Origin of the sequence: Azorhizobium sp. AG788 (genome assembly GCF_004364705.1) — a bacterium.
Taxonomy (GTDB): Bacteria; Pseudomonadota; Alphaproteobacteria; order Rhizobiales; family Xanthobacteraceae; genus Azorhizobium; species Azorhizobium caulinodans.
This window is the reverse complement of record NZ_SOBM01000001.1, coordinates 293,473-318,030: the sequence shown is the minus strand read 5'-3', so window position 1 is coordinate 318,030 and position 24,558 is coordinate 293,473. Positions and strand designations below refer to the sequence as shown.

At 68.3% G+C, this 24,558-nt stretch carries 17 protein-coding genes; 1 reads left to right on the top strand and 16 read right to left on the bottom strand.

Going from position 1 to position 24,558, the window contains the following annotated elements; genetic code table 11:
- Positions 1–64 precede the first annotated feature (64 nt).
- The 5 genes from DFO45_RS01480 to DFO45_RS01460 all read right to left on the bottom strand — a co-directional run bounded on the left by DFO45_RS01480 (position 65) and on the right by DFO45_RS01460 (position 8,478).
- Positions 65–3,244 carry a multidrug efflux RND transporter permease subunit gene (locus DFO45_RS01480; protein ID WP_012172430.1) on the bottom strand — a complete coding sequence of 1,060 codons (3,180 nt, stop codon included), beginning with the start codon at positions 3,242–3,244 and terminating at the stop codon, positions 65–67.
- A 13-nt stretch (positions 3,245–3,257) separates the two neighbouring features.
- Entirely contained in the window at positions 3,258–4,451 is a 1,194-nt protein-coding gene (locus DFO45_RS01475) for an efflux RND transporter periplasmic adaptor subunit (protein ID WP_208299721.1), read from the bottom strand.
- Between the two features lie 153 nt (positions 4,452–4,604).
- Entirely contained in the window at positions 4,605–6,143 is a 1,539-nt protein-coding gene (gene murJ / locus DFO45_RS01470; RefSeq protein ID WP_133863470.1) for a murein biosynthesis integral membrane protein MurJ, read from the bottom strand.
- 101 nt (positions 6,144–6,244) lie between these two features.
- Positions 6,245–7,447 (bottom strand): bifunctional phosphopantothenoylcysteine decarboxylase/phosphopantothenate--cysteine ligase CoaBC, encoded by a 1,203-nt coding sequence (gene coaBC, locus DFO45_RS01465; protein WP_133863469.1) that lies wholly within the window; start codon positions 7,445–7,447, stop codon positions 6,245–6,247.
- A 110-nt stretch (positions 7,448–7,557) separates the two neighbouring features.
- On the bottom strand, positions 7,558–8,478 hold the full coding sequence (locus DFO45_RS01460) for a GGDEF domain-containing protein (protein ID WP_133863468.1): 921 nt from the start codon (positions 8,476–8,478) through the stop codon (positions 7,558–7,560).
- Between the two features lie 483 nt (positions 8,479–8,961).
- On the opposite strand from DFO45_RS01460, the gene DFO45_RS01455 reads away from it, so the two are divergent.
- Positions 8,962–10,536 carry an adenosine deaminase gene (locus DFO45_RS01455; RefSeq protein ID WP_166657023.1) on the top strand — a complete coding sequence of 525 codons (1,575 nt, stop codon included), beginning with the start codon at positions 8,962–8,964 and terminating at the stop codon, positions 10,534–10,536.
- 95 nt (positions 10,537–10,631) lie between these two features.
- Here DFO45_RS01455 and DFO45_RS01450 read toward each other — a convergent pair whose 3' ends face one another.
- From DFO45_RS01450 to lptC, 11 genes are all read right to left on the bottom strand, one after another.
- Positions 10,632–11,561 (bottom strand): hypothetical protein, encoded by a 930-nt coding sequence (locus DFO45_RS01450; RefSeq protein WP_245517917.1) that lies wholly within the window; start codon positions 11,559–11,561, stop codon positions 10,632–10,634.
- 89 nt (positions 11,562–11,650) lie between these two features.
- The gene (gene ubiB, locus DFO45_RS01445; RefSeq protein ID WP_245517916.1) at positions 11,651–13,219 is read right to left on the bottom strand and encodes a 2-polyprenylphenol 6-hydroxylase; all 1,569 of its coding nucleotides are present in this window, start codon (positions 13,217–13,219) and stop codon (positions 11,651–11,653) included.
- Between the two features lie 34 nt (positions 13,220–13,253).
- Positions 13,254–14,024, bottom strand: coding sequence for a bifunctional demethylmenaquinone methyltransferase/2-methoxy-6-polyprenyl-1,4-benzoquinol methylase UbiE (gene ubiE, locus DFO45_RS01440; RefSeq protein ID WP_012172439.1), 771 nt, complete (start codon positions 14,022–14,024; stop codon positions 13,254–13,256).
- Positions 14,025–14,097: 73 nt separating this feature from the next.
- On the bottom strand, positions 14,098–14,868 hold the full coding sequence (locus DFO45_RS01435; protein WP_133863466.1) for a CPBP family intramembrane glutamic endopeptidase: 771 nt from the start codon (positions 14,866–14,868) through the stop codon (positions 14,098–14,100).
- A gap of 119 nt (positions 14,869–14,987) precedes the next feature.
- Positions 14,988–15,782 (bottom strand): CPBP family intramembrane glutamic endopeptidase, encoded by a 795-nt coding sequence (locus DFO45_RS01430; RefSeq protein ID WP_133863465.1) that lies wholly within the window; start codon positions 15,780–15,782, stop codon positions 14,988–14,990.
- A 328-nt stretch (positions 15,783–16,110) separates the two neighbouring features.
- Positions 16,111–16,338 (bottom strand): hypothetical protein, encoded by a 228-nt coding sequence (locus tag DFO45_RS01425; RefSeq protein WP_012172442.1) that lies wholly within the window; start codon positions 16,336–16,338, stop codon positions 16,111–16,113.
- 286 nt (positions 16,339–16,624) lie between these two features.
- Positions 16,625–20,128, bottom strand: a complete 3,504-nt coding sequence (locus tag DFO45_RS01420) for a hybrid sensor histidine kinase/response regulator (protein WP_133863464.1) — start codon at positions 20,126–20,128, stop codon at positions 16,625–16,627.
- Between the two features lie 364 nt (positions 20,129–20,492).
- Entirely contained in the window at positions 20,493–22,037 is a 1,545-nt protein-coding gene (gene rpoN / locus DFO45_RS01415; RefSeq protein WP_133863463.1) for an RNA polymerase factor sigma-54, read from the bottom strand.
- 63 nt (positions 22,038–22,100) lie between these two features.
- Positions 22,101–22,946 (bottom strand): LPS export ABC transporter ATP-binding protein, encoded by an 846-nt coding sequence (gene lptB, locus DFO45_RS01410; RefSeq protein WP_012172446.1) that lies wholly within the window; start codon positions 22,944–22,946, stop codon positions 22,101–22,103.
- 167 nt (positions 22,947–23,113) lie between these two features.
- Positions 23,114–23,710 (bottom strand): LptA/OstA family protein, encoded by a 597-nt coding sequence (locus DFO45_RS01405; protein WP_012172447.1) that lies wholly within the window; start codon positions 23,708–23,710, stop codon positions 23,114–23,116.
- Positions 23,707–24,429, bottom strand: a complete 723-nt coding sequence (lptC, locus tag DFO45_RS01400; RefSeq protein WP_012172448.1) for an LPS export ABC transporter periplasmic protein LptC — start codon at positions 24,427–24,429, stop codon at positions 23,707–23,709. Before lptC ends, DFO45_RS01405 begins: the two co-directional genes overlap by 4 nt.
- Positions 24,430–24,558: the final 129 nt, after the last annotated feature.

Sequence of the window (24,558 nt, the reverse complement as noted above, 5' to 3'; positions counted from 1 at the left end):
GATCAGGCGTTGAAACGAAAGCGGCGCCGGAAGACCGGCGCCGCTTCTGAGAGGGGTGGTGCCGTCACTCCGCCGGGGCGGGGTGATCGTGCGCCGGGTCGTGGGACTTCCTACCCGAGCCGAGCGACGCCATCCAGCGGGCCAGCACATAGAAGACCGGCGTGAAGATCAGACCGAAGAAGGTCACGCCGATCATGCCCGAGAACACCGCCGTGCCGAGCGCCTGGCGCAGCTCGGCGCCGGCGCCCGTCGCCCAAACCAGCGGCACCACGCCGAGGATGAAGGCGAGCGAGGTCATGATGATCGGGCGCAGACGCAACCGGGCCGCTTCCACCGCCGCCTCACGCCGCCCCATGCCCTGGTCCTCCAGTTGCTTGGCGAACTCGACGATGAGGATGGCGTTCTTGGCGGCGAGGCCGATGAGCACGATGAAGCCCACCTGCGTCAGGATGTTGTTGTCCATCCCGCGCAGGATGACGCCACCAAGCGCTGCCACGAGACACATGGGCACGATGAGCACCACGGCCAGCGGCAGCGTCAGGCTTTCATACTGCGCCGCCAGCACCAGGAAGACGAACACCACGCCCAGCCCGAAGGCGAAGATGGCGGTGTTGCCGGCCCGCTGCTGCTGGTAGGCGAGCGTCGTCCACTCATAGGCGAAGCCCTGCGGCAGCACCTTGGCGGCGAGTTGCTGCATGATCTCGATCGCCTGACCCTGCGAGTAGCCGGGGGCCGGGCTGCCGTCGAGTTCCGCCGACGTATAGAGGTTATAGCGCGGCAGCCGGTAGGGACCGGAGATGTCCTGAACCGTGGTGAAGGAGCCGAGCGGCACCGTGTCGCCGTTCGCATTCTTCACCCGGATGCTCAGGATGTCCTTGACCTCCTTGCGGTACGGGGCATCCGCCTGCACCTGAACGCGGAACGTCCGGGAGAACAGGTTGAAGTCGTTCACATAGGTCGAGCCGATGTAGCTCTGCAGCGCGCTGAACACGTCGGAGACATTGACCTGCAGCATCTGCGCCTTGGCGCGGTCGATATCGAGATAGATCTGCGGGGTCGAGGTCTCGAAGAGCGAGTACACCTGCTGCAGGCCCGGCGTCTGCGCCGCCGCACCCATCATCGCATAGACCGCGTTGCGCAGCGCCAGCGGGCCCTGGCCGTCCCGGTCCTCGATCATCATGCGGAAGCCGCCGGCGTTGCCGATGCCGTTGACCGGCGGCGGCTGCACCACGATGAGCAGCGAATCCTGGATGGAAGCGAGCTTGCCGAACAGCTGCCGCTGGATGGCGGTGGCCGTGCGGGTGGGATCGCCGCCGCGCTGGGAGAATGGCTCCAGGATCACGAACATGGCGCCGGCGTTCGGGGCGTTGGTGAAGGTGGCGCCCGAGAAGCCGACGATGTTCACGATGTGCGCGACGCCCGGCGTGCCGAGCACCAGATCCGCCGCCCGCGTCATCACCTCTTCCGTACGGGACATGGAGGAGCCGGGCGGAAGCTGGGCCGCGACGATGAGGTAGCCGCGATCCTGATCGGGGATGAAGCCCTGGGGCGTCGAGGTGAAGAGATATCCGCCGAAGGCGACGATGCCGCCATAGACGATCAGCACCAGCGCCACGATGCGCACGAGGCGGGAGACCACAGCCGCATAGCCGTTGCCCAGCGCCTCGAAGCCGCGGTTGAAGATGTTGAAGAAGCCGACCACGGGCTTGGCGTACCAGGCCACGCGCTGCTCGCCATGGGCATGCGGCTTGAGCAGCAGCGCACACATGGCGGGCGAGAGGGTCAGCGAGACCAGCAGCGAGAGCAGCGTCGAGCCGGCGATGGTCAGCGCGAACTGCTGGTAGAACTGGCCCGAGATGCCGGTGATGAAGGCGGTCGGCACGAACACCGACGACAGCACCAGGGAGATGGCGACAAGCGCGCCGCCCACCTCGTCCATGGTCTTGTACGCGGCGTCACGCGGCGAGAGGCCGGAGGCGATGTTGCGCTCCACGTTCTCCACCACGACGATGGCGTCGTCCACCACGATGCCGATGGCCAGCACGAGGCCGAACAGCGACAGGTTGTTCAGCGAGAAGCCGAACAGCTTCATGATGAAGAAGGTGCCGATGAGCGAGATCGGGATCGCGAGGATCGGGATGATCGCCGCACGCCAGGTCTGAAGGAACAGCACCACCACGATCACCACGAGGATGATGGCCTCGAAGATGGTGTGGATCACCGCTTCCACCGACTGCGAGATGAACTCGGTGGGGTTGTAGTAGATGCCGTACTTGAGCCCTTCCGGGAACACCTTGCCGAGCTCGGCCATCTTGGCCACCACCGCATTGCCGGTGGCGAGCGCGTTCGAGCCCGGACGCTGGAAGACGCCAAGCGCGATGGAGTTGTACTTGTCGAGATAGGAGGTGGACGAATAGTCCTGCGCCGAGATCTCGACCTTTGCCACGTCCTTCAGGCGCACCAGCGCGGTCGCCGTCTGCTTGATGACGACGTTGCCGAACTCCTCGGGCGTGGACAGACGGCCGAGCGTGCGCACGGCGATCTGGAACGCACCCGGATTGGACACCGGGGGCTGGTTCAGCACGCCCGAGGCCACCTGGATGTTCTGCGACTGGAGGGCGCTCACCACCTCGGCGGCGGTGAGGTTCAGCGTCTGGAGGCGCTGCGGATCGAGCCACACCTGCATGGCGTAGTCGCGGCTGCCGAACACCGTGATGGAGCCGACGCCGTCGATGCGCGAGAGCACGTCCTTGATCTGGACGTTGGCGTAGTTGGAGATGAACAGGCCGTCGCGCGATCCGTCAGGCGAATAGAGGCTGACGACCATCAGGATGTCCGGCGAACTCTTCGCCGTGACGACACCGATCTGCTGCACTTCGGAGGGCAGGCGCGGCGAGGCGATGGCCACGCGGTTCTGCACCTGCACCTGCGCGATGTCGAGATTGGTGCCGAGGTCGAACGTCACCGAGATGGTGAAGCGGCCGTCCGCGGAGGAGTTGGAGGAGAGATAGAGCATCCCCTCCACGCCGTTGATCTGCTGTTCGATCGGCGCCACCACCGTGTCGGCCACCGTCTCGGCGCTGGCGCCGGGATACTGGCCGCTCACGGTGATCACCGGCGGGGCGATGTCCGGATACTGCGCCACGGGCAGACGCAGATAGGACACACCGCCCAGCAGCATCACCACGATGGAGATGACGAAGGCGAAGATCGGCCGGTCGATGAAGAAATGAGAGAAGCGCATGGGGGATCGCTCCTCACTTCGCCGGGGTGGCGGCGTTACCGTTCTGGGCGCCGGCGGGAGCCGGAGCAGCGGGCTTTTCTTCCTGCGGGGTCACCTTGACGCCCGGACGCACGCGCATCAGGCCGTTCACCACCACCACATCGTCCGCCGTGAGGCCGGACTTCACCGCGCGGCGGCCGTCCACCACCGGGCCGAGTTCCACGAACTTCATGGCGATCGTGTTCTCGGGGCCGACCACATAGACGAACTTGCGCACCTGCTCGGTGCCGATGGCGGTATCGGGAACGGTCAGTGCCTCATAGGGCTTGCTGGCGGCCACGCGGATGCGGGCGAACATGCCCGGCTTGAACAGGCCGTCCGCATTGGCGAACACGGCACGGCCGCGGATGGTGCCGGTGGCGGTGTCCACCACGTTGTTCAGGAAGTCCATCTTGCCGTGATGGGCAAAGGTCTTCTCGTCCAGCAGCTTGAGGTCCACCGGCGCGCCGTCGTTGGCGCCCGTGCCGCTGTTCTTGTAGCGCAGCAGCGAGCCTTCATCGAAGGTGAACTCGAAGCGGATCGGATCCTGCGACACGATCACCGCGAGCAGGGTCGGGGTGCCGCCGCTGGCGCCGATCACATAGTTGCCCACCGACACGCGCCGGTCGCCGATGCGGCCGGAGATGGGTGCGGTGAGCTGCGTGAACTCGAGATCGAGCTGGGCCGAGGCCACGGCGGCTTCCTGCGCCTGGAGCGTGGCGGCGGCGGTCCGCTCGGTCTGGGTGCGCTGGTCGAAGGTCTGCTTGGAGATGGCCGTCGAATTGCGGTCCTGGAGCAGCGTCTTGGCGCGCTCAAGGTCGGTCTGCGCATAATCGAGATTGGCCTGCGCCTGGGCGAGGTTCGCCTTCGCCTGATCGAGCGCGATCTTGAACGGGCGCTGGTCGAGCGTGAACAGCGGATCGCCCTTCTTCACCAGCTGGCCGTCGGTGAACTGGATCTCCGAGAGATAGCCGGACACGCGGGCGTGCACGTTCACCTCATCCATCGCCACGAAACGGCCGACATACTCATCATAGTCGGTGATCGTCTTGGGCTGCGGCTTGGCGACCGTCACGGCCGGAGGCGGCGGCGGGGCACCCTGCTGCTGCTGCGGCTGGCCACAGGCGGCAAGCGAAAGAAGGGAGACTGCACCGAGAGCCTTGAGCGGAAGGCGGGGCAACACAAACATCAAGGGAGCTCCAACAGAGCGCCGCGAGGGGCGGTCAATTTCTCGGAACGACGCCTCCCGCAACTGACGAGCCATTCCTTCGGGAACGGTCGATAGCACAGCTTCCTGCAATGCAAAATGCCCCGCGGGCGCATCAGATGCGGAACGCCGGTCTCAGGTGCGGCGGCGGCCGGCCAGGCCCAGCACGAAGCCCTTGCCCAGAAATGCCGCAACGGCAAGGAGATAGGCGAGGCCGCCGGCCAGAACGACGGCGAGAAAGATCACTTCGTCGCGAGAGCCGGCCAAGCCTTCGGTGAGGCGGCCCATGCCCCACACACCCACCTCAAGCACGACGGCGAGCACGACGCCGCACAGCAAAAGCCGGACGAGATGGCCGAACAGGCGCTCGTCGCCGATGGGAAAGCCCCGCCGGCGGGCGAACCAGATCAGCAGCCCCACATTGATCCAGCCGCCGATGGCGGTGGCGAGGGCGAGGCCCACCTGCGCCAGCGGCCCCATGAGGGCGAACTTCAGCGCCACATTGAGGCCCACCGCCGTCAGCGACGCGCGCATGGGGGTGGCCGTATCGCCGCGCGCATTGAAGGGCGAGACGAAGGCCCGCACCACCAGGAAGGCGATGAGGCCGACGCCATAGGCCTGAAGGGTCGCGGCCGCCTCCATCGCATCCCCGCGGGTGAAGGCGCCGCGCGCGAACAGGGCGCGCATGGTCAGATCGGGAATAAGAAGCGCCGCCACCACGAAGGGCAGGCCCAGCAGCACGGCGAGTTCCACGCAGCGGGCCTGCGCCCGCGCCGCCCCCTCCTCGTCGCCGGCAGCAAGGCGGCGGGCCATCTCCGGCAGCAGCACGGTGCCGATGGCGATGGCCACGACGCCGATGGGCAACTGGTTGATGCGGTCGGCGTAATAGAGCGCCGACAGCGCGCCCGCCGGCAGGAAGGTGGCGATGATCGTGTCCGCGAACAAGGCGATCTGCACGCCGGCCGAGCCGATGATGGCCGGGCCGAGGGCCTTCAGGAACTGCCGCGTGCCGGGATCGAGCCGGGGCGTTCCGAATCTCAGGCCGATGCCGCTGCGCTCCGCATCCCAGCCCACCAGCAGCATCTGGAGCACGCCGGAGACGAGCACGCCCCAGGCCGCCGCATGCCCCACCGTCGGGAACAGCGCGCCGCCCAGCAGCGTGCCGATCATGCAGACATTGAGGAGAATGGGGGAGGCCGCCGCCATGGCGAAGCGCCCGGAGGCATTCAGGGCGCCGGAGATCAGCGTCGCCACCGAGATCAGCGCCAGATAGGGAAAGGTGATGCGCGTCAGCGTTACCGCCAGATCGAAGCGCTGCGGGTCCTCCGCGAGGCCCGGCGCCAGCAGGCCGACGAACTGCGGCGTGAAGCCCAGCACCAGCACCAGCAGCACGCCATGGACCATCGCCATGGCGGTCAGCACCTCATCGGCAAAGCCCCGGGCGGCCGGAATGCCGTCCTGTTCCTTCAGCTTGGCATACGTGGGCACGAAGGCGGCGTTGAAGGCGCCCTCGGCGAAGATGGCCCGGAAGTGATTCGGTAGCCGGAAGGCGACGAGAAAGGCATCCGCCACCGGCCCTGCGCCCAGCACCGCCGCCATCACCACGTCGCGGATGAAGCCCGCGAGGCGCGAGAGCAGCGTGAAGCCTCCGACCGAGAGGATGTTGCGGAACATGCGGAGGTCCTTGAAGGCGGCAGGCGCTGCGGCCGGCGGGCATCATCCCACCGGGAGGTTTCGGTGACCCTAAAGACGCGTGAGGCGCAAATGCGGCACCGTCAGGCCAGCGCCCCGGCGATGCGGGCGACGAGGCGGCGGGCCACCTCCGCCTTGCTGGCGGAGGGCCAGTCCTCCACGCCCTCGCCGGAGACGAGATGCACCGTATTGGCGTCCCCGCCCATGATGCCGGTGGCGGGCGAGACGTCATTGGCGACGATCCAGTCGCAGCCCTTGCGCAGGCGCTTGTCGCGGGCGTTCGGCACCACATTCTCCGTCTCGGCGGCAAAGCCCACCACGAGACGGGGCCGCAGGGTGGAATGGTGCGAGATGGTGGCAAGGATGTCCGGATTCTCGGTGAGCTGGAGATCGGGCGTGCCTTGCGGCCCCTTCTTGATCTTCCGGTCCGCCTCGCCGGCCACCCGCCAGTCGGCCACCGCCGCGGCGAAGACGGCGGCATCCACCGGCAGATGCTCCTCCACCGCCGCCAGCATCTCCCGCGCCCGCTCCACACGGATGACGGTGACGCCGCGGGGATCGGGCACCTGCACCGGGCCGGAGACCAGCACCACCTCCGCCCCGGCCGCCGCCGCCGCCGCCGCGATGGCGTGGCCCTGCTTGCCGGAAGACCGGTTGGCGATATAGCGCACCGGATCGATGGGCTCGACCGTCGGCCCAGAGGTGACCAGGAGCCGCCGTCCCTTGAGCAGTTGCGGGTGGGTTTCGAAGCGCGCCTCGATGGCGGCGAGGATTTCCAGCGGCTCGGCCATGCGCCCCTCGCCAAACTCGCCCCGCTCGGCCATGGCGCCGGCATTGGGGCCGACGATGGCGGCGCCGTCTTCCTTCAGCAGCGCCACATTGCGGCGGGTCGCCGGATGGCTCCACATGCGCGGGTTCATGGCCGGGGCGAACAGCACCGGCTTGTCGGTGGCCAGCAGCGCCGTGGAGGCGAGATCGTCCGCCAGCCCGTTCGCCGCCTTGGCCATGAGATCGGCGGTCGCGGGGGCGACCACCACGAGATCGGCTTCCCGTGAGAGGCGGATGTGGCCGATGTCATGCTCGGCGGTCAGGTCGAACAGGTCCGTGAACACCCGTTCGCCGGTCAGCGCGCCCACCGAAAGGGGCGTGACGAAATGCTGGGCGGCGGAGGTCATGATGGCGCGCACGCTGGCGCCGCGCTCCTTCAGGCGGCGGATCAGATCGAGGCACTTATAGGCGGCGATCCCGCCGCCGATGATCAGAAGGATGCGGCGATCGTGCAGCATGGCGGTCTCCCTCGCGGCGCCGGCCCGATGCGCACATCGGGCACAGGCAGTCCTCTACCGGAATTCGCGTTCAGGCGCACCCGGCGGCAAAGGGCTGGATCACGCCGGGTTCAGAGGCGGGCGACGGCCACGCGGTTTCGCCCTTCCCCTTTGGCGCGGTAGAGCAAGGCATCCGCCGTCGCCAACAGGCCGTGGGAGGTCTGCGCCATGGGGCGTTCGCAGCACACGGCGCCGATGCTGGCTGTCACGTGACCACCGTCGGCCTTGGCATGGGGAATGCCCAGCCCCGCGATACCGGACCGCAGCCGCTCCGCCACGCTCGCCGCACCGGCAAGGTCGAGCCCGGGCAGGACGCAGGCGAACTCCTCGCCACCGAAGCGGGCGGCTAGGTCGCTCTCGCCCCGCATCAGCGACGCGATGACTGCCGCCACCTGCCGCAGGCAGTCGTCGCCGCTCAGGTGGCCGTAATGGTCGTTGAAGGCCTTGAAGTGGTCGATGTCGATCAGGATCACGGACAGCGGCTTGCCCGAGCGGGCATGCTGGGCCACGAGGCTCGCGAGCGCCTCGTCGAAGCGCCGGCGGTTGCTGATGCCGGTGAGCCCATCCGTGATGCTGAGCTGGTAGATGCGCTCGTTCAGCGCCCGGCGCTCGGCCTCGTTGCGCCGGCGCTCGGTGATGTCGCGCACGATGGAACAGTTGAACAGCCGCCCGTCCACGGAAACCAGATTGGCCGTGACCTCGACGGGAACATCGACGCCGTCCTTGGTCGTGTTCACCGTCTCCAGCGTGACGGAGCCGAGCCGTTCCAGTTCCGCCCAGTGCTCCTGCCAGCGGGCCTCGTCGAACAGGGGGTCCACGTCGCAGACCCGGCGCCCCTGGAACTCCTCCTCCGTATAGCCGAGGAGCCGCTGCGCCGCCTTGTTGACGCACACATAGCGGCCCTCGCGGTCGGCCCAGACGATCATGTCCGCGATGGCGTCTATAGAATAGAGCGCCAGTTTTGCGATCAGATCGGGCGGGGACGCGATCATGGCTCACTCGTGAAAGAACAGGGACGCGCTCGGCAACGGTTGATGAGCGCCTGAAAACCAGTATTTTCGCCGGACCTGCTTGCGGGCTGCCCGGAATACCGTGACAGCCGATGCGCCGAACTTCCGACATCTGAGGAGGAGGTAGCGAAAAGCCATAAGCCCCGCAATCGGGACAAGTACCAAGATGGCTTGAAACCGAGCGCCGCCCGCGTCGCAGGCCCGCGCGGCATTGTGGCGCGCCAACACATGGGCGCATCGGCGGATCGTCCCATCCTGGTGCGATCCGCGACGGCCCCTTCCCGCTCTACTCTTTCAACCGTCTTCCATGCTGGCGGCGCGGGTGGCCACGGCGTACTCAGGGTGCGAAGACCGCCGGACGAAATTTCAGGTAGAAGGATGCAGCATCGGAAGCTTCAGCGGGCCCGCGATTCGCGGGGCGCGCGAGGCCCCCCCTGCCGCCGAGATCCATCCGGAGCCCTGATCGTGCGCCGCCGCATCGCGATTGCCGCCTTCGTCCTCATCGCCGCCGCCCTCGTGGTGCGGCTTGCCTTCGTGACCCGCGACCTGCCGGCCACCCTCACCGCCGGACAGTTCGAGACGCTGCGCGCCGAGCTTCCCCGCATGCGCGCCTTCCTCGCCCGCATGCCCAAGGGCGGCGACCTCCACACCCACCTGTCGGGCGCCGTCTATGCGGAGCGCTTCATCGGCGTTGCGGTGCGCGACGGCCTGTGCCTGCGCCGCGCCGACTGGACGCTGCTGCCCCGCCCCGCCGGTGCGCCTGCCGATCACCCGTGCGGCACCGACCCCGCCCTCGTGCCGCTCGCCGAAGCGGTGGCGGGCGGCCGGGGCCAGACCACCTACGACCTGCTGGTGAATGCCCTGTCCACCCGCTGGTTCGTGCCCACGCTCGCCGTCCCTTCCGGCCACGACCAGTTCTTCGGCACCTTCGGCAAGTTCAATGCCGCCACCGGCGGCCCGGAATGGGACAGCACCGCCCGCGCCACCGCAGAGATGGTGGTGGACCAGTTGCGCCAGTATGAGGCCGAGCAGGTCCAGTATGCGGAATTCATGGTCACGCTCTTCGAGGGTGAGGACCGCCGCCGGCTGGCGCAGGCGCTGCTGGCGAGCCCGGCGGCCGCCGGCGGCATCGACGGCCAGAGCGATCCCGCCCCGCTGCTGGAGGCGGTGAAGGGCGCCGGCCTTGCCGATCTTGTTTCGGCCCGCGCGGCCCAGCTCAAGGATCTCGTGGCCCGCATCGAAGCCCTGCGCGGCTGCGCGGGCGACCGGGGCAAGCCGGGCTGCACCGTCGCCTACCGCTTCATCGCGCAGGTGAACCGCAACGCGCCGCCGGCCGAGGTCTTCGTCCAGACCGCCCATGCCGCCGCCCTCGTCCGGGCGGCACCCGGTATCGTGGCGGGCCTCAATTATGTGGGGCCGGAGGACTACCGCATTTCACTTCGCGACTACCGCATGCACATGCGCTGGATCGGCGCCCTCGCCGGGCATGACGTGCCGGTGGCGCTCCATGCGGGCGAACTGTGGCTCGGCCTGGTGCCGCCGCCGGACCTCACCTTCCACATCCGCGAGGCGGTGGAGGTGGCCGGCGCCCGCCGCATCGGCCACGGCACCGCCATCGCCTTCGAGCGCGACATGGACGGCCTCCTCGCCCAGATGCGCCGCAAGGATGTGGCGGTGGAGATCGCCCTCACCTCTTCCGACGTGATCCTCGGCGTGCGCGGCCCCGAGCATCCCATCCGCACCTATCTCTCCGCCGGCGTGCCGGTGGTGCTCTCAACCGACGATGCCGGCGTCTCGCGCATCGACCTCACGAACGAATATTTCCGCGCCGCCCGCGATCAGGGGCTTGGCTATGGGCAGCTGAAGGCCATGGCCCGGGCCGCCATAACCCATGCCTTCCTGCCGCTGGACGAGCGCCAGTGGCAGCTCGGCCGCCTCGACAGCGCGTTCCTCGCCTTCGAGCGCAAGGTGGCGGGCGACCTGCCGCTCCCGACCAAGGCCCGGCTGGTGGCGCGGGCGATGCTGCCGGCGGGGTGGTGAGGGCGGCGACGGCCTTCCACCGAATGTGCCATTTGCGGGATGTAAGGAGTGTCCGTACGTCTCGGGAGCGAGGACAGCCCTGATCACATCCCGGCTCACCACGCTGCGTAAGGCGCCTCCAGCGGCGCGAAGCGCGCATCACTGAAGTCATGGAGGCGCAGGAATGCGTCTTCGCCCTTATCCGCATAATCGCGGAAGCGGCTCTTGCGCAGCCGGTGGAGGCAGCCGGCGCGGGCGAACACAAGATCGCCGCCGTCCCAGTCCGCCCAGTCAGTCTCGGGCAGATCAACCAGCACCGCGCCCTCGCGATCCACCACGCGGTAATCGAGGCCGTAGAAGGGCTTCCCGGCGCGGCCGACGACCCGCAGCAGCATCTGGAGACGCCGCCCGCCGGGGCCGTCCTTCTCCCGCACCTGCGGCTTGCTGAACTTATAAATTTCCGGGGCCTTCAGGCCGCGCGCCTCGCCCTCTCCCCGCTCCACCAGACGCCAGCCGGCCCGCTCCAGCAGCAGGGTGTTGAGAGGCTCGTCCTCCCCGCGCCCCGACCACTGACCGCATGGCTTCACCTGCATTCCGGGCTTGAGCCGGAAGCCTTCGGCCAGCGGGAAACTGGGGGTGTCACCGTCCGGGAGATAGTTGAGGAGCACCGTCTCGTCATCCTCGAACATGCCGCCTCCACCCCACGCATCTCCCTTGAGCCAGAGGGCGAGCGCGGTGAAGAAGGGTGGCTTGGACAAGGCCGTCCAGGTGTAATAGGGCGCCCGATGGGTCGCCGCGAAATACAGCAGCAGTTTGCCGGACGGCGAGAGGTCGCAACGCCGCTCATAGATGCGGCCCTTGAACCATTGCCCATGCTCGAACGTATCGTCGCGCAGATCCCAGCGGATGAGTTGCACCTGCCGGCTCGGCCCGCGGCGGAAGACGACGCCGGTTCGCGCATCCCGGGCCAGGATCGCGTAGAGCCGCGTGGCGGGGCGCTTGCCTTTGGTTGCGATCGCGGCAGGCGGGGCGGCTTGGCTGGTCAAGACAGGTCTCCCTTCGAAGCTTGGCCGGTTGACGTCTCCGACAACGGCCGAGCTCCCCTTTGAGATCCATCAGACCAGCAGCCGAGCCCTCACTTCAGCGCCAACAGCAGCAGCGCAATGGCGATCACCCAGAGGGCCGCATTGCCCCAGAAGGCGCGGCGGGCTTCGGCGGCGCCGATGCCCTCCAGCGTCTCGGGGGAGAGGTGGAGGCCGTTGCGGGTGGCTTCGTCGAGCTGGCTGACCACGCGGCCGGCGCGGGTGAGCAGGGCCGGTGCATCGAGGACGAAGCGGCCCACCTCGCCGATGCCGGAGCCCGCCTGCTGGAGACGGCCCACGGGGCCAAGGTTCTGGGCGATCCAGTCCTCCACCACCGGGGCGGCGGTGGTCCACATGTTGAGCTGCGGATCAAGGCCGCGCGCCACGCCCTCCACCACCACCATGGTCTTCTGCAGCAGCAGCAGTTCGGGCCGGGTCTTCATGTCGAAGAGGCCGGTCACTTCCAGCAGCAGCGAGAGCAGCCGGGCCATGGAAATCTGGTCGGCACTGCGGGAATGGATCGGCTCGCCGATGGCGCGGATGGCGAGGGCAAAGTCCTCCACCGAATGGTGGGAGGGCACATAGCCCGCCTCGAAATGCACTTCCGCCGTGCGCCGCCAGTTGCGGGTGATGAAGCCGTAGAGGATTTCGGCGAGGAAGCGCCGCTCCTTGAGGCCGAGGCGGCCCATGATGCCGCAGTCCACCACCACGAGACGGCCTTCCGCATCCACGAACAGATTGCCGGGGTGCATGTCGGCATGGAAGAAGCCGTCGCGCATGGCCTGCCGCAGGAAGGACTGCATGACGATGCGGGCGAGGTTCTGGAGATCGTGCCCCGCCGCCTCAAGCCCGGCGCGGTCGGAGAGCTTGATGCCGTCGATCCACTCGGTGGTCAGCACCTCGCGGGCGGAACGGTCCCAGTCCACTGCCGGCACGTGGACGTCCGGATCGTCCTTCACATTCTCGGCCAGCTCCGCATAGGCCGCGGCCTCGAGGCGCAGGTCCATCTCCATGGTGACGGATCGGCCGAGCGTATCCACCACCGTGGTGAGCCGCAGGCGCCGGGCCTCGGCGGAGATCTTCTCGGCGAAAGCGGCGATGCGACGGAAGGTGGCGACGTCGGCGGAGAAGCGCCGCTCGATGCCGGGGCGCAGGATCTTCACCGCCACGGTGCGGCGGGTGCCGTCGCGCTCCACCACCACCGCCTTGTGCACCTCGGCGATGGAGGCGGCGGCCACGGGCGGACCGAATTCCGCATAGACCTCGGAGAGCGGCCGCTCGAAGGCGTCCACCACCGTCTGCTCGGCCACCGTCTGCCCGAAGGCGGGCATGCGGTCCTGCAGAACCTCCAGGTCGCGGGCGACGGACGCGCCCACCACGTCCGGCCGGGTGGCGAGGAACTGGCCGAGCTTCACATAGGAGGGGCCGAGGCGGCTCAGCGCGGCGGAGAGGCGCGCCGCCCGCGTGCCGGCATCGGGGCGGGCGATGAGGCGCGCAAGGCGCAGGCCGGGCCGTGCGAGCGGCGGCACCATGGCCGGGCTCACGAGGCTCAGCACGCCCTCGCGGGCAAGCACATAGCCGGCGCGCGCGAGGCGCGCGGCGTCGATGAGAACGAGGATCACGCCGGTCCCTTTCCGCGATGGCCGCGCACGGCCATCAGATGCGGTAACCCGAATGGAGGCAGACGATGCCGCCGGTGAGCGGGGTCGCGGTCACCCGCGCGAAGCCCGCCGTGCGCATCATCTGCGCGAAGACGTCCGGCGCGGGGAAGCGGCGGATGGATTCCACCAGATACTGATAGGGCTCGCCATCGCCCGCGACCCGCTTGCCCAGTTCCGGGATCACCCGGAAGGAATAGAATTCGTAGATCTTGTCGAGCAGCGGCACGTCGACCTTGGAGAATTCCAGCACCAGCGCCTGCCCGCCCGGCTTCAGAACCCGCCGCATCTCGGAGAGGGCAAGCGGAATGCGCGGCACGTTGCGGATGCCGAACGCGATGGTCACGGCATCGAAGCTCGCATCCTCGAAGGGCAGTTCTTCCGCATTGGCCTCGCGGAAATCCACCTTGTCGGAGAGGCCGCGCTTCTCGGCGCGCTCGCGCCCCACCGCCAGCATCTCGGTGTTGATGTCCGCCACCACGGCCCGCGTACCGGTGCCGCCCGCCGTCACGGCGCGGAAGGACACATCCCCGGTGCCACCGGCGAGATCCAGCAGGCGGAAGGGCCGGTCGCCCTGCGGCGGGCGGAGCTTCGAGATGAGGACATTCTTCCACGCCCGGTGCAGGCCGCCGGACATGAGGTCGTTCATGATGTCGTAGCGCTTGGCGACCTTGTGGAAGACGTCGTCCACCAGGGTCTGCTTCTCGCCCAAGGGCACGGTGCGGTAGCCGAAATGGGTTTCGGCCGCGTCGGTATCGGAGCGTTGCATGGTGCGTCCCGGCGGATCAGTTTCGGCGCGACCTTATCGGATCGCGTCGCGGGACGCCAAGCGGCGCAGTGCCCTATTGCAGCAGCACCAGCCCGCAGCCCCCGAGATTATAGACGACATGACACAGAAGGGAGGCGCCGATGCCGCCGCCGATCTGTCGGGCCAGCGCCAGCGCGACGACGGCAGGGAGCACGAGAAGGAGGCCACGAGGATCGCCAAGGCCGTGGGCAAGCAGGGCGGCGAGCCCGGTCGCCACCATCACCGCAGGCGGGCGCCACCAGCGGCGCAGTTCCTCCCAGATCCAGCCCCGGAAGAACAATTCCTCGCCCAGCGGCATGATGACGACGAGGCTCAGGAGCACGAGGATTTCGCCCCCCCGCCACCACCAGCTGCTGTCGAGCGCGGCGCCGAGCGCGAGCCCCCCCAGAAGGCGGAACGCGCCCGAGGCCACAGGCTCGGTCATCACCGCGACGGCGAATGCCAGGCCGGCCAAGGCGACGACCGCCAGCGGCCGCCGGATGCGCAGCGGCCCCAGACCGCGCATCACGCGCCCCTCGCCGGTGACGCGGGCGAGCAGGACGCCGAGGAGGCCGAGCACAATGCCGTGAACGGGCAGCACGAGGACGCTGATCCACATGAGCAGGGCCTCTCGCGCGAAAGGATCGACGGGCAGCGGCCCCTCCCCGCGGGCCGCCCGCACCATGCCGACCCCAACGGAGATGCCGCCGAAGGTGACAACGAGGGCCGCGACCGTAGCGAGGGCGAGGACCAGCAGCGCCCGGAAGGGACCGCGCCGCAGAAACGGCGGGCGCGCCGCCGGCGCGGCGGTGGTGTGGAGGGTCATGTCCGCTCTCCGGCAGGCAACGGCGGTGACAGGCCGCGCAGGGCAAGAGGACGGCACCGGCCCGGAAACGCCGACGCCGCAGGATGATGAACGGCTCTAAAAATCAGACGCTTACTTGGTCAAAACCGCACGACGATCAGGCTCGACAGCACCCAAATCACGGCGGCCCAAACGTACACAAGGTGGCAGAGGATGGCAGACCTCAGGCCGCCGAGCGCTCGGGCGACGGTGAAGGCGATCGTCGACGGCAACAGAACGAGCATGTCTTCCGGGTTCGCGGAGGCCGCCGCGACGAGAAAGATGAAGCCGGTCACGCCCATCACCACCGGCTGTGACCAGAAGCCGCGCAGGGCGTTCCAGACCCATCCCCGAAAGAACAGCTCCTCGCCGAGGGGCCAGATCACCAGAATGCCCAGCAGAAACAGGCCCTCGCCCCAGCGCAGGGCCACATCCGGCCCCGCATGGCGATGCAGGTCGCGCAGCCAAGATTCCCACTGGGGCGCTGCCGTACCCCAGACCGCGATCGGAAGCGCCACCGCGAGGCCGGCGAGACCAACCGCGGCAAGGCGCCGGACCCAGGGCCGGCGAACCAGCACGGCGGTGTCAGGCCCAACGCCCTGAGCCGACGCGACACGGGCGAGCCACCAGCCGAAGGCCAGCAGCCCGAGACCGACGGCCGGAATGACGAGGACGTCCATCCAGCGTTCATAAGCCGCGATCTCGGCCGGAGCGGTCGGCTCGATGCTGAGCCCTAGGGCACCTCGCACCATGGCGGCGCCGAGCTCGACCACCAGAGCCGGGAGCAGATACGCCGCCACGAGGGAAACGAGTTGCACCCCGATGACCCAAGCCGGGCCGCGCCGCAGGAGGGGCAATCGGGATCGCGCGGTCTGGAAATTGGCCTCGACGCTCATCGGCTCTGTCCACTGAATGGGAGCCCCGGGACAAGCGTCAGATGATGAGCGACGGCAAGGCTGAATCGCTCGGCTGTCGGCGCCGCGCCCCCGCCACGACACCGCTCAGGATTGCAAATATATCAGATTACACCCCACCGCTGTCAAGGCACAGGCTGCGCACCGCGCGCCAGACGTGTGAGGCGTAGAGACCGCTAGACCTCTCGTGAGGAGTGAGGCGCATACCTGCGCTGGGCTCGGCCTAGGCGCGTAGAGGCTCTGCGAAGCCATCCGGCCGCAGGGGCGAAGGCCGGCTTCGGGAGGGGCGCCGTCGCCCGTCCCGGTCGGGTCAGGCGTCGGTGCGGCCCTTGGGCTTCTTCGCCGGCGGACGGCGCACGCCCTCCAGTTCGTCGAGCGGCAGCATTTCCATGGCGAGGTAGCCGTCCGCATCCCGAGAGCGCTTGCGCTCGCCGCGGGCCAGGCTGGCCATGCTGAACAGAAAGGATTGCTTGCGGGCTTTACGCGCCTCGATTTCCTTCCGCATCGGGAAGACGGGCACATGAATGGTAAAAGTCATGGCATCCCCGCAAGGTTAATGGAATGTGAACGCCAGTTCATTGCCGACATTCTTCTTCGCCTGAACCTGCGAGAGAGGCTCTCACCCCCTCAGTTCCGGCGCAGGACAAGAAAGACAGCCGATGAGGGCGCGATTGGGGCGGGGATGGGGAAGAAGCGGGATCATCCCGCGTCCATCGTGCGATGTGGAGTTTGGGCCACAGGTGGAGCCGGAAAGGCGGGACGCCGCGCGCCGGGCGGCGGGCATATCAACGGGTCTTCTTCGGCCGGCGCCGCCGCGTTCGGCCCTATTCCGCGGCGCTGCGCGCAAGGCGGGACTGGGCGAGAAGGGCGCGCAGGGCCGCCGGCTTCAGCGGCTTGTTGAGCACCGCCATGTCGGCCGCACGTGCGGCCTCGCGCACCTTGCGCGTGCGGTCGGCGGTGATGAGGGCGGCGGGGAGCTTGCCCAGCTTCCAGCGCAGCGCCATCACCGCCTCGATGCCGTGGCCGGCGTCGAGATGGTAGTCCACCAGCACGAAGTCCGGTTGCAGCTTCGCCGCATGCAGCGCCTCCAGCGCCCCGGCCACGTCCGCCGCCTTGATCACATGGCAGCCCCAGCCGGAGAGCAGCGTCTCCATGCCGTCGAGGATGGCCGGCTCGTTGTCGATGGCCAGCACGGTGAGGCCGTCGAGGGGGGCGGCGATGCGCGGCTGCGGCGCCGGTTCGGAATGCTCTTCGGGCAGCGGCACCGCCACCGGCAGGTCCACGGTGAAGGCCGAGCCCCGCCCCGCCGCAGAGCGCAGCGCCACCGGATGGTCCAGCACGCGCCCGATGCGCTCCACGATGGAGAGGCCGAGGCCGAGGCCCCGCGCCGCCTTCGCCCCCTGGTCGAGGCGCTGGAACTCCTGGAACACCAGCTTGTGCTTGGAGCGGGGAATGCCGAGGCCGGTATCGATGATCTCCACCCGCACCTTGCCCCGGCGGCGGCGGCAGCCCACCAGCACCCGGCCGCGCGGGGTGTATTTCACCGCGTTCGAGATGAGGTTCTGCAACAGGCGGCGGAGCAGGCGCCGATCCGACCGCACGGTGAGCGAGCAGGGCACGAAGGTGAGCTTGAGCTGTTTTTCCTGCGCCAGCGGGGCGAATTCCAGCTCCAGTTGCTTCAGCACGTCGTCCAGCCGGAAGGGCGCAAACTCCGGCTTCAGGACGCCGCTGTCGAGGCGCGAGATGTCCAGCAGCGCGACGAGGATCTCTTCCACCGCCTCCAGCGAGGCGTCGATGTTGGTGGCGAGGCGCGCGCCCTCCCCGCCCTTCGTGCGCTCCACGAGGCTCGTCACATAAAGGCGGGCGGCATTCAGCGGCTGGAGGATGTCGTGGCTGGCAGCGGCGAGGAAGCGCGTCTTGGAGAGGTTCGCCTCCTCCGCCTCGCCTTTCGCCTTCTCCAGCGCCTGATTGAGCCGCTCGAGCTGTTCCGTGCGCTCGCGCACGCGGCGTTCCAGGGTTTCGTTGGCGCGCTCCAGCGCCATCTCGGCTTCCACGGAGGCAGTGATATCGGTGAAGGTGACGACGATGCCGCCATCCGGCATGGGGTCGGAGCGCACCTCGATCACCGCCCCGCGCTGGGTGAGGCGCTCCAGCACCGCGCCGGTCGCCGCCACATAGCGCCCGAGCCGGGCGACGGGCTCGGCCGCCTCGCTCTCCGGCAGGGCATGGGCGAGGATGTCGGCGAGCGGAACGCCGATGGCATAGCATTCGGGCGGCAGGTCCAGCATGGCGCCGAAGCTGCGGTTCCAGCACACGAGGCGCGCCTCGCGGTCGAACACGGCGATGCCCTGACCCACGTGGTCGATGGCGCTCTGGAGCAGCTCGCGATTGTACTGGATGGCCGCGGAGGCATCGTCCAGCAGTTGCAGCGCCGCCTTGGTGGAAACCGCCCTTTTTCGCAGCAGCAGCGAGAGCACGAGGCGCGACGACGCCGCACCGATGGCGGACGCCAGGAGATGCTCAGCAAAGCGCACCAGATGCGCGTCGGCCTCGCGCAGCGGATCGAGCTTGATGCCCTGCTCCACGGCGAAGGTGGCGAAGGCCGAGCGCGTGCGCTCCTCGCCGAGATAGCGTGCCACCGTCACGATGAGCTCTTCCGTGCTCACCGCCGAGCGCCAGCGCCGGAAGGCGGGCCGCACCAGCGCCTGCGCGTCGGAGATGAACAGCCCCGCCTGCACGCGCTCGATGTCGCTGGGCCGGGTGAAGAAGGAGACCGCCAGCAGGGCCAGCGTGTTGAGGGCAAGGCTCCAGGCGACGCCATGGGCGAGCGGCGTCGCCTCCAGACCCAGCAGCGCGGTCGGCCGCAGCCAGCTGAGCCCCAGCGGCCCGGCCTCCACGATGTCGCGGGCGACAAGGCCCGCATCCACGAGGCTCGGCAGCAGCAGCGTATAGGCCCAGGCGGCAACGCCCACCAGAATGCCCGCCACCGCGCCCTTGGCGGTCGCCCGCTGCCACATGAGGCCGGCGGCGAAGGCCGGCCCCACCTGAGCCACCGCAGCAAAGGAGAGCAGGCCGATCTGCGCCAGCTGCACGTCGCCCGTGGTGCGGTAATAGAGATAGGCAAGCAGCATGATGCAGAAGATGGCCGCCCGCCGCACCAGCAGCAGCGTCTCGGACATGTCCCTGGCGCTGGCGGTGCCCTCGGTCGTGCGGCTCACCCGACGGCGCAGCAGCAGCGGCACCACGAGATCGTTGGAAATCATGATGGCGAGCGCCACCGATTCCACGATGACCATGGCGGTCGCCGCCGAAAGGCCGCCGATGAAGGCGAGCAGCGCAAAGCCCTCGTGCCCGGAGGCCAGCGGCACGGCGAGCACGTAGACGTCGCTGTCCACGGTCGCCAGCGGGAACATGGTCATGCCGGCCAGCGCCAGCGGCACCACGAAGAGGTTGATTAGGACGAGGTAGAGCGGGAACAGCCAGCGGGCCCGGCGGATCTCCGCCTCGCTCTTGTTCTCCACCACCGCCACATGGAACTGGCGCGGCAGCAGCATGAAGGCGCCGGCGGAGAGCACCGTCATGGTCACCCAGTTTTCCAGCGACATACCGTGCTGAAAGGGTGTGGTCGCCCCGCTCTCGAGGCTCGCGTACCACAGCTCCCACGGGCCATCGAAGATGAAGAAGGTGACGAGCACGCCGACGGTGAGGAAGGCGATGAGCTTGACGAGGGATTCGGTCGCCACCGCCAGCATCAGGCCATCCTGATGCTCGGTGGCATCCGTATGGCGGGTGCCGAAGAGGATGGCAAAGACGGCCATGGTGAAGGCAACGAACAGCGCCATGTCGCCGCCCACCGGCAGGCGCATGGGCCCGCCCGCCAGATGCCCCAGCACCGCCAGCAGCGAGGCGGAGACCGCCTTAAGCTGGAGCGCGATATAGGGGATCGACCCCATGACGGCGACAAGGGCCACCAGAGCGGCGATGCCCTGATGCTTGCCGTAGCGGGCGGCGATGAAGTCGGCGATAGAGGTGATGTTGTGGGCTTTGGCCAGGCGCACCACCCGCATCAGCACCGGCGCGCCGAGCGTGATGACGATCACCGGCCCCACATAGATAGTCAGGAAGTCATAGCCCTGCGCGGTGGCAAGGCCGACCGAGCCGTAGAAGGTCCAGGACGTGCAGTAGACTGCCAGCGACAGCGCATAGATGAAGGGCCGCGCGGCGGTGAGCGCCTTGCCCGGCCCCCAGCGGTCGCCCAGGCTCGCCACGGCGAAGAGGCAGCCGATATAGGCGAAGGCGAGGATGATGACGACCCAGGCCTGAAGCATGTCCTCCCGTCCGGACGCAGGCCGGCTTTGTTGTTTGACGTCAGGGTCGCTCGACCGGCCGGGGCATGTCCAGCGCTACCGTCGTCGCCCCAGACTGACCTCAGTCGAGAGCTACGGGATGCGGGGACGAAACACCGGAGAATGGTACGCCCCGGGACAGCGAGCACCCGCGGTGTGCCTCCATGTGCTCGAAATGCGCACGCATGCCGTTCACGCTGGCCCGATGCACCCGGACCCGTCCGTGGCATTCAGGACAACGCTTGAGAAGGCTGGACGGTAAGCCCAAGGCCTCCTCGACCCCGACGGCCTCCCAACCACCATCCAAGGACCGGATTTCACATTCGTGATCGGTCATCTTCGCACCTCAGCCGGCGGCGGCGGCGTCGCTGCGCAGCGCCTGCTTTTCGCGACGGCGCTGGACGGAGGATGGAATGTTCATGCTCTCGCGATATTTCGCGACCGTTCGGCGGGCGATGTCGATGCCGTCGTCCTTCAGCTTCTGCACCAGCGTGTCGTCGGACAGCACGTCGTCCGCACTCTCGGCCTCGATGAGGCTCTTGATGCGGTGGCGCACCGCCTCCGCCGCGTGGGCCTCGCCGCCGCCCGAGGAGGCGATGGAGGAGGAAAAGAAGAACTTCATCTCCAGCACCCCGCGCGGTGTGGAGATGTACTTGTTCGAGGTCACCCGCGAGACGGTGGATTCGTGCATGCCGATGGCATCCGCCACCGTGCGCAGGTTCAGCGGGCGCAGGTGCCGCACGCCGTGCACGAGGAAGGCGTCCTGCTGGCGCACGATCTCGCTCGCCACTTTCAGGATGGTGCGCGCCCGCTGGTCCAGCGAGCGGGTGAGCCAGGAGGCGCTCTGGAGGCAGTCCGCGAGGAAGGTCTTTTCCTCGGCCGAGCGCGCCGCCTTGGCCACCGTCGCGTGATAGGTCTGGTTCACCAGCACGCGCGGCAGCGTCTCGGAATTCAGTTCCACGATCCAGCTGCCGTCGGAGCCCTCGCGCACAAACACGTCCGGCACCAGCGGATGGACCACGCCGCCGCCATAGGCAAGGCCGGGCTTCGGATCGAGGCGGCGGATCTCGCCGATCATGTCCGCGAGGTCTTCCGCGTCCACCCCGCAGATGCGCTTCAGCGCGTTGCGGTCGTGGCGGGCGAGGAGTTCCAGATTGTCGAGCAGCGCCTGCATGGCGGGATCGCAGCGATCCTTGTCCCGCAGTTGCAGGGCCAGGCATTCGCTGAGCGACCGTGCGCCGACGCCGGACGGCTCGAAGGTCTGGATGACGCGCAGCACATCGGCCACCTGATCGTGGGTGGCGCCCAGTTGCTCGGCCACCGCATCGAGGTCGCCGGAGAAATAGCCCGTCTCGTCGATGAGGCCGATGAGGTTGAGGCCGATGAGGCGGCGCGCCGGATCGGGCTCCGCCACGGAGAGCTGGGCTTCCAGATGGTCGGCCAGTGTCGTCTCGGCAGCGAGGAAGGCTTCCGGATTGTAGTCCTCGCCCCGGTCGCCGCCCGAGCCCCATTCGATGGACGAGCCGCTGCCGCTGCCCGCGCCGATGCGCTCGGCCGGCGCATCATCGGGAAAGACATTGCCGAGGTCAGTGTCCAGCCGGGTCTCGATGGCCTCGCGGCTCGAACCCATGTCACTTTCCATCCAGTCGCCGGACACCGGCGCGCCACTGTCAGGCGGGGCGGGTGCCTCTTCCTGCGGGTTCGGCGGATCGTGCTCGGGGCTCTCCGGCTCGCTCGCCCGCTCCAGCAGCGGATTGCGTTCGAGCTCGGCCTCCACATAGGCGACCAGTTCGAGATTGGAGAGCTGCAGCAGCTTGATGGCCTGCATCAGCTGCGGCGTCATCACCAGAGACTGGCTCTGGCGGAACTCCATCTTTGGGCTCATCGCCATGACGTCAGCCCTCCCCGCTCGCGCGCCGCGCCCTCGCCGAGGCGGGAAGGCGCAGCGCCGTGCTCACAGCCGGAACTCTTCGCCGAGATAGAGCCGCCGCACATCGGGGCTCGCGACGATGGACTCCGGGTCGCCCTCCATGAGGACGGTGCCCGAATGGATGATGTAGGCGCGGTCGATCAGGCCCAGCGTCTCGCGCACATTATGGTCGGTGATGAGCACCCCGATGCCGCGGGTGGTCAGATGGCGCACCAGCGCCTGGATGTCGCCCACGGCGATGGGGTCGATGCCCGCGAAGGGCTCGTCCAGCAGCATGAAGGCCGGGCGGCTCGCCAGCGCGCGGGCGATCTCCACGCGCCGGCGCTCGCCGCCCGAGAGGGCGATGGAGGGCGACTTGCGCACGTGGGTGATCTTGAATTCCTCGAGCAGCGCGTCGAGTTCCTCGGCGCGGCGCTTCCTGTTCGGCTCGGTGATCTCCAGCACCGCACCGATATTGTCCTCCACCGACAGGCCGCGGAAGATCGAGGCTTCCTGCGGCAGATAGCCGATGCCGAGCCGCGCCCGCCGGTACATGGGCATGGGCGTCACGTCATGGCCGTCGAGCTCGATGCGGCCCTGATCGGCCTTCACGAGGCCCGTGATCATGTAGAAGACGGTGGTCTTGCCGGCGCCGTTCGGGCCGAGGAGGCCGACGGCCTCGCCCCGGCGCACGTCCAGGCTCACATCGCGCACCACCTTGCGACCGCCATAGGACTTGGCGAGGCCGAAGGCGGCCAGCGAGCCCTCCGCAGTGGCGGGCTGGTGGTCGTCGCCCTCCCAGTCGCCCTCGTCCGCATAGCGGCCGGCGGTGGCGGCGGGACTGGATGTTTCGCGCGTGGCGTTTCTACCGAACATGGACAGGACGTTCATCCCGGGCTCCGGATTGCAGCCCCTGTCCTCGGTTGTAATGCCTCCCACGGCGCCGCGCAATGCAACATGCAAAAAATGGGCCGACATGCGGCCCATTCACGCAAAGTCAGTTGGGACGAGGCTCGGCAGACCGTCGATGACAGACGGACGACAGCCTCCGACCGGCCTCAGCGGCTCGGCTGCGCCGGCTGCCCGGGGGCGCCCGGCTGCTTCATGCTGCCAGGAGTCAGAAGCATATCCACGCGCCCGCCCTCGAATTTCGAGACGCCGGTCGTGAGGTCCACCACCAGCTTCTGGCCGCGGACCACGTTCGGGCCCTGGGTGAGCACCACCGGCTTTCCGGTGAGCGTGACGGTGTTGGTCTTCATCTCGAACACGCCCGTATCGCCGGTCGCCGTCTGGTCCTTTGTCTGAACCACGACACCGCCGAGGGCTTCGAGCTTGCGGATCTTGCTGGAATCCGACGGAGCGCCGCCCTGGACGCCGGCCGCCACGTCGCCGTCGTAATAAACGACAAGCTGCGGGCAGTGGAGCGTGGTGTCGCCCTGCACCACCACCACCTTGCCGGAGAAGGTGGCCTGCTTCTCCTTGTCCTTCACTTCCAGCGTGTCGGAATTGATGCGGATGGGCTCGTCGCGGTTGCGGGCGAAGCCCTGAAGCGCGTTCGGCGGGCCGCTGTTGGCGGCCGGCTGCTGCGCAAGCGCAGGCACGGCGAGGGAGAGGACGCAGGCGGCCGCCGCAAGGCGGAGGGACAGGAAGGTCATTGCTTCACAATCGGCTTTGGCGCGGGCGGAACGGGCTCGCTCTTCGGCAGGCTGGACAGGCGGAAATCGAGCTGGACGTGGCCATCGAAGAAGGCGCGGCCACCGCGATCGGTGATCTGCAGCTTATCCGCAACAAGCCGCCCGTCCATATAGGTCAGCACGACCGGATGGTCGGTGGTGACGGTTCCCGCCTTCACGTCCACGCCCGCATCCTGCATCTGGCCGGCATAGCCGCTGTTGGTGGCGAGGTCCACACCGTCCGAGAGCGTGATGAACTGGGTCTTGGTATCGAGGGAGCCGGTGCGCGACTTCACCGTGGCCCAGCCCTTGTTGGCCAGCTCCATCTTGGCGAAGACATCGGTGAGGCCGATGAGGTCCGGCTTGGTCACATCCTGCACCGCCGAACCGGCAGTGATGGTGTAGGCGCGGTTGTCGTCGGTGAAGCCGGAGAGCTTCGGCGCCTCCATGGTGAGGCGGGTGCCCGAGAGGCTGAGGCGGCCGAGATCGAACGGCAGCTCCATCGTCATGGTGAGATTGCGCAGCAGCGGAATGCTGACCATCAGCACCAGCGCCACGACAATGAGCACCGGCAGGACGCGCTTCACCAGCCGCACGCGCGCGCTGTGGCGCGTCGCCTTGCGGAAGTCCGGCGCAGCCCGCACCGCGAAGCTCGCGACATCCGGGCGTTCGAAATCGTCTGGCGGCACGTGTCTGTTCATGGCTCACTCTGGGACACCGGCATCCGCCGTCGCCCTGTGGGTCTGACCACCCCTCTGCCGCGCACGCCCCCGCGACCGTGGAGTCTTTCTCAAGTGCGATGCATGCCACACTTTGTGCTTCGCATCCAC

Excerpts from the sequence above, each read along its gene's own strand:
- DFO45_RS01480 (WP_012172430.1), bottom strand. The coding sequence starts at position 3,244 with ATGCGCTTCTCTCATTTCTTCATCGACCGGCCGATCTTCGCCTTCGTC.
- DFO45_RS01475 (WP_208299721.1), bottom strand. The coding sequence starts at position 4,451 with ATGTTTGTGTTGCCCCGCCTTCCGCTCAAGGCTCTCGGTGCAGTCTCC.
- murJ (WP_133863470.1), bottom strand. The coding sequence starts at position 6,143 with ATGTTCCGCAACATCCTCTCGGTCGGAGGCTTCACGCTGCTCTCGCGC.
- coaBC (WP_133863469.1), bottom strand. The coding sequence starts at position 7,447 with ATGCTGCACGATCGCCGCATCCTTCTGATCATCGGCGGCGGGATCGCC.
- DFO45_RS01460 (WP_133863468.1), bottom strand. The coding sequence starts at position 8,478 with ATGATCGCGTCCCCGCCCGATCTGATCGCAAAACTGGCGCTCTATTCT.
- ubiE (WP_012172439.1), bottom strand. The coding sequence starts at position 14,024 with ATGCAACGCTCCGATACCGACGCGGCCGAAACCCATTTCGGCTACCGC.
- DFO45_RS01435 (WP_133863466.1), bottom strand. The coding sequence starts at position 14,868 with ATGACCCTCCACACCACCGCCGCGCCGGCGGCGCGCCCGCCGTTTCTG.
- DFO45_RS01430 (WP_133863465.1), bottom strand. The coding sequence starts at position 15,782 with ATGAGCGTCGAGGCCAATTTCCAGACCGCGCGATCCCGATTGCCCCTC.
- DFO45_RS01425 (WP_012172442.1), bottom strand. The coding sequence starts at position 16,338 with ATGACTTTTACCATTCATGTGCCCGTCTTCCCGATGCGGAAGGAAATC.
- DFO45_RS01420 (WP_133863464.1), bottom strand. The coding sequence starts at position 20,128 with ATGCTTCAGGCCTGGGTCGTCATCATCCTCGCCTTCGCCTATATCGGC.
- rpoN (WP_133863463.1), bottom strand. The coding sequence starts at position 22,037 with ATGGCGATGAGCCCAAAGATGGAGTTCCGCCAGAGCCAGTCTCTGGTG.
- lptB (WP_012172446.1), bottom strand. The coding sequence starts at position 22,946 with ATGAACGTCCTGTCCATGTTCGGTAGAAACGCCACGCGCGAAACATCC.
- DFO45_RS01405 (WP_012172447.1), bottom strand. The coding sequence starts at position 23,710 with ATGACCTTCCTGTCCCTCCGCCTTGCGGCGGCCGCCTGCGTCCTCTCC.
- lptC (WP_012172448.1), bottom strand. The coding sequence starts at position 24,429 with ATGAACAGACACGTGCCGCCAGACGATTTCGAACGCCCGGATGTCGCG.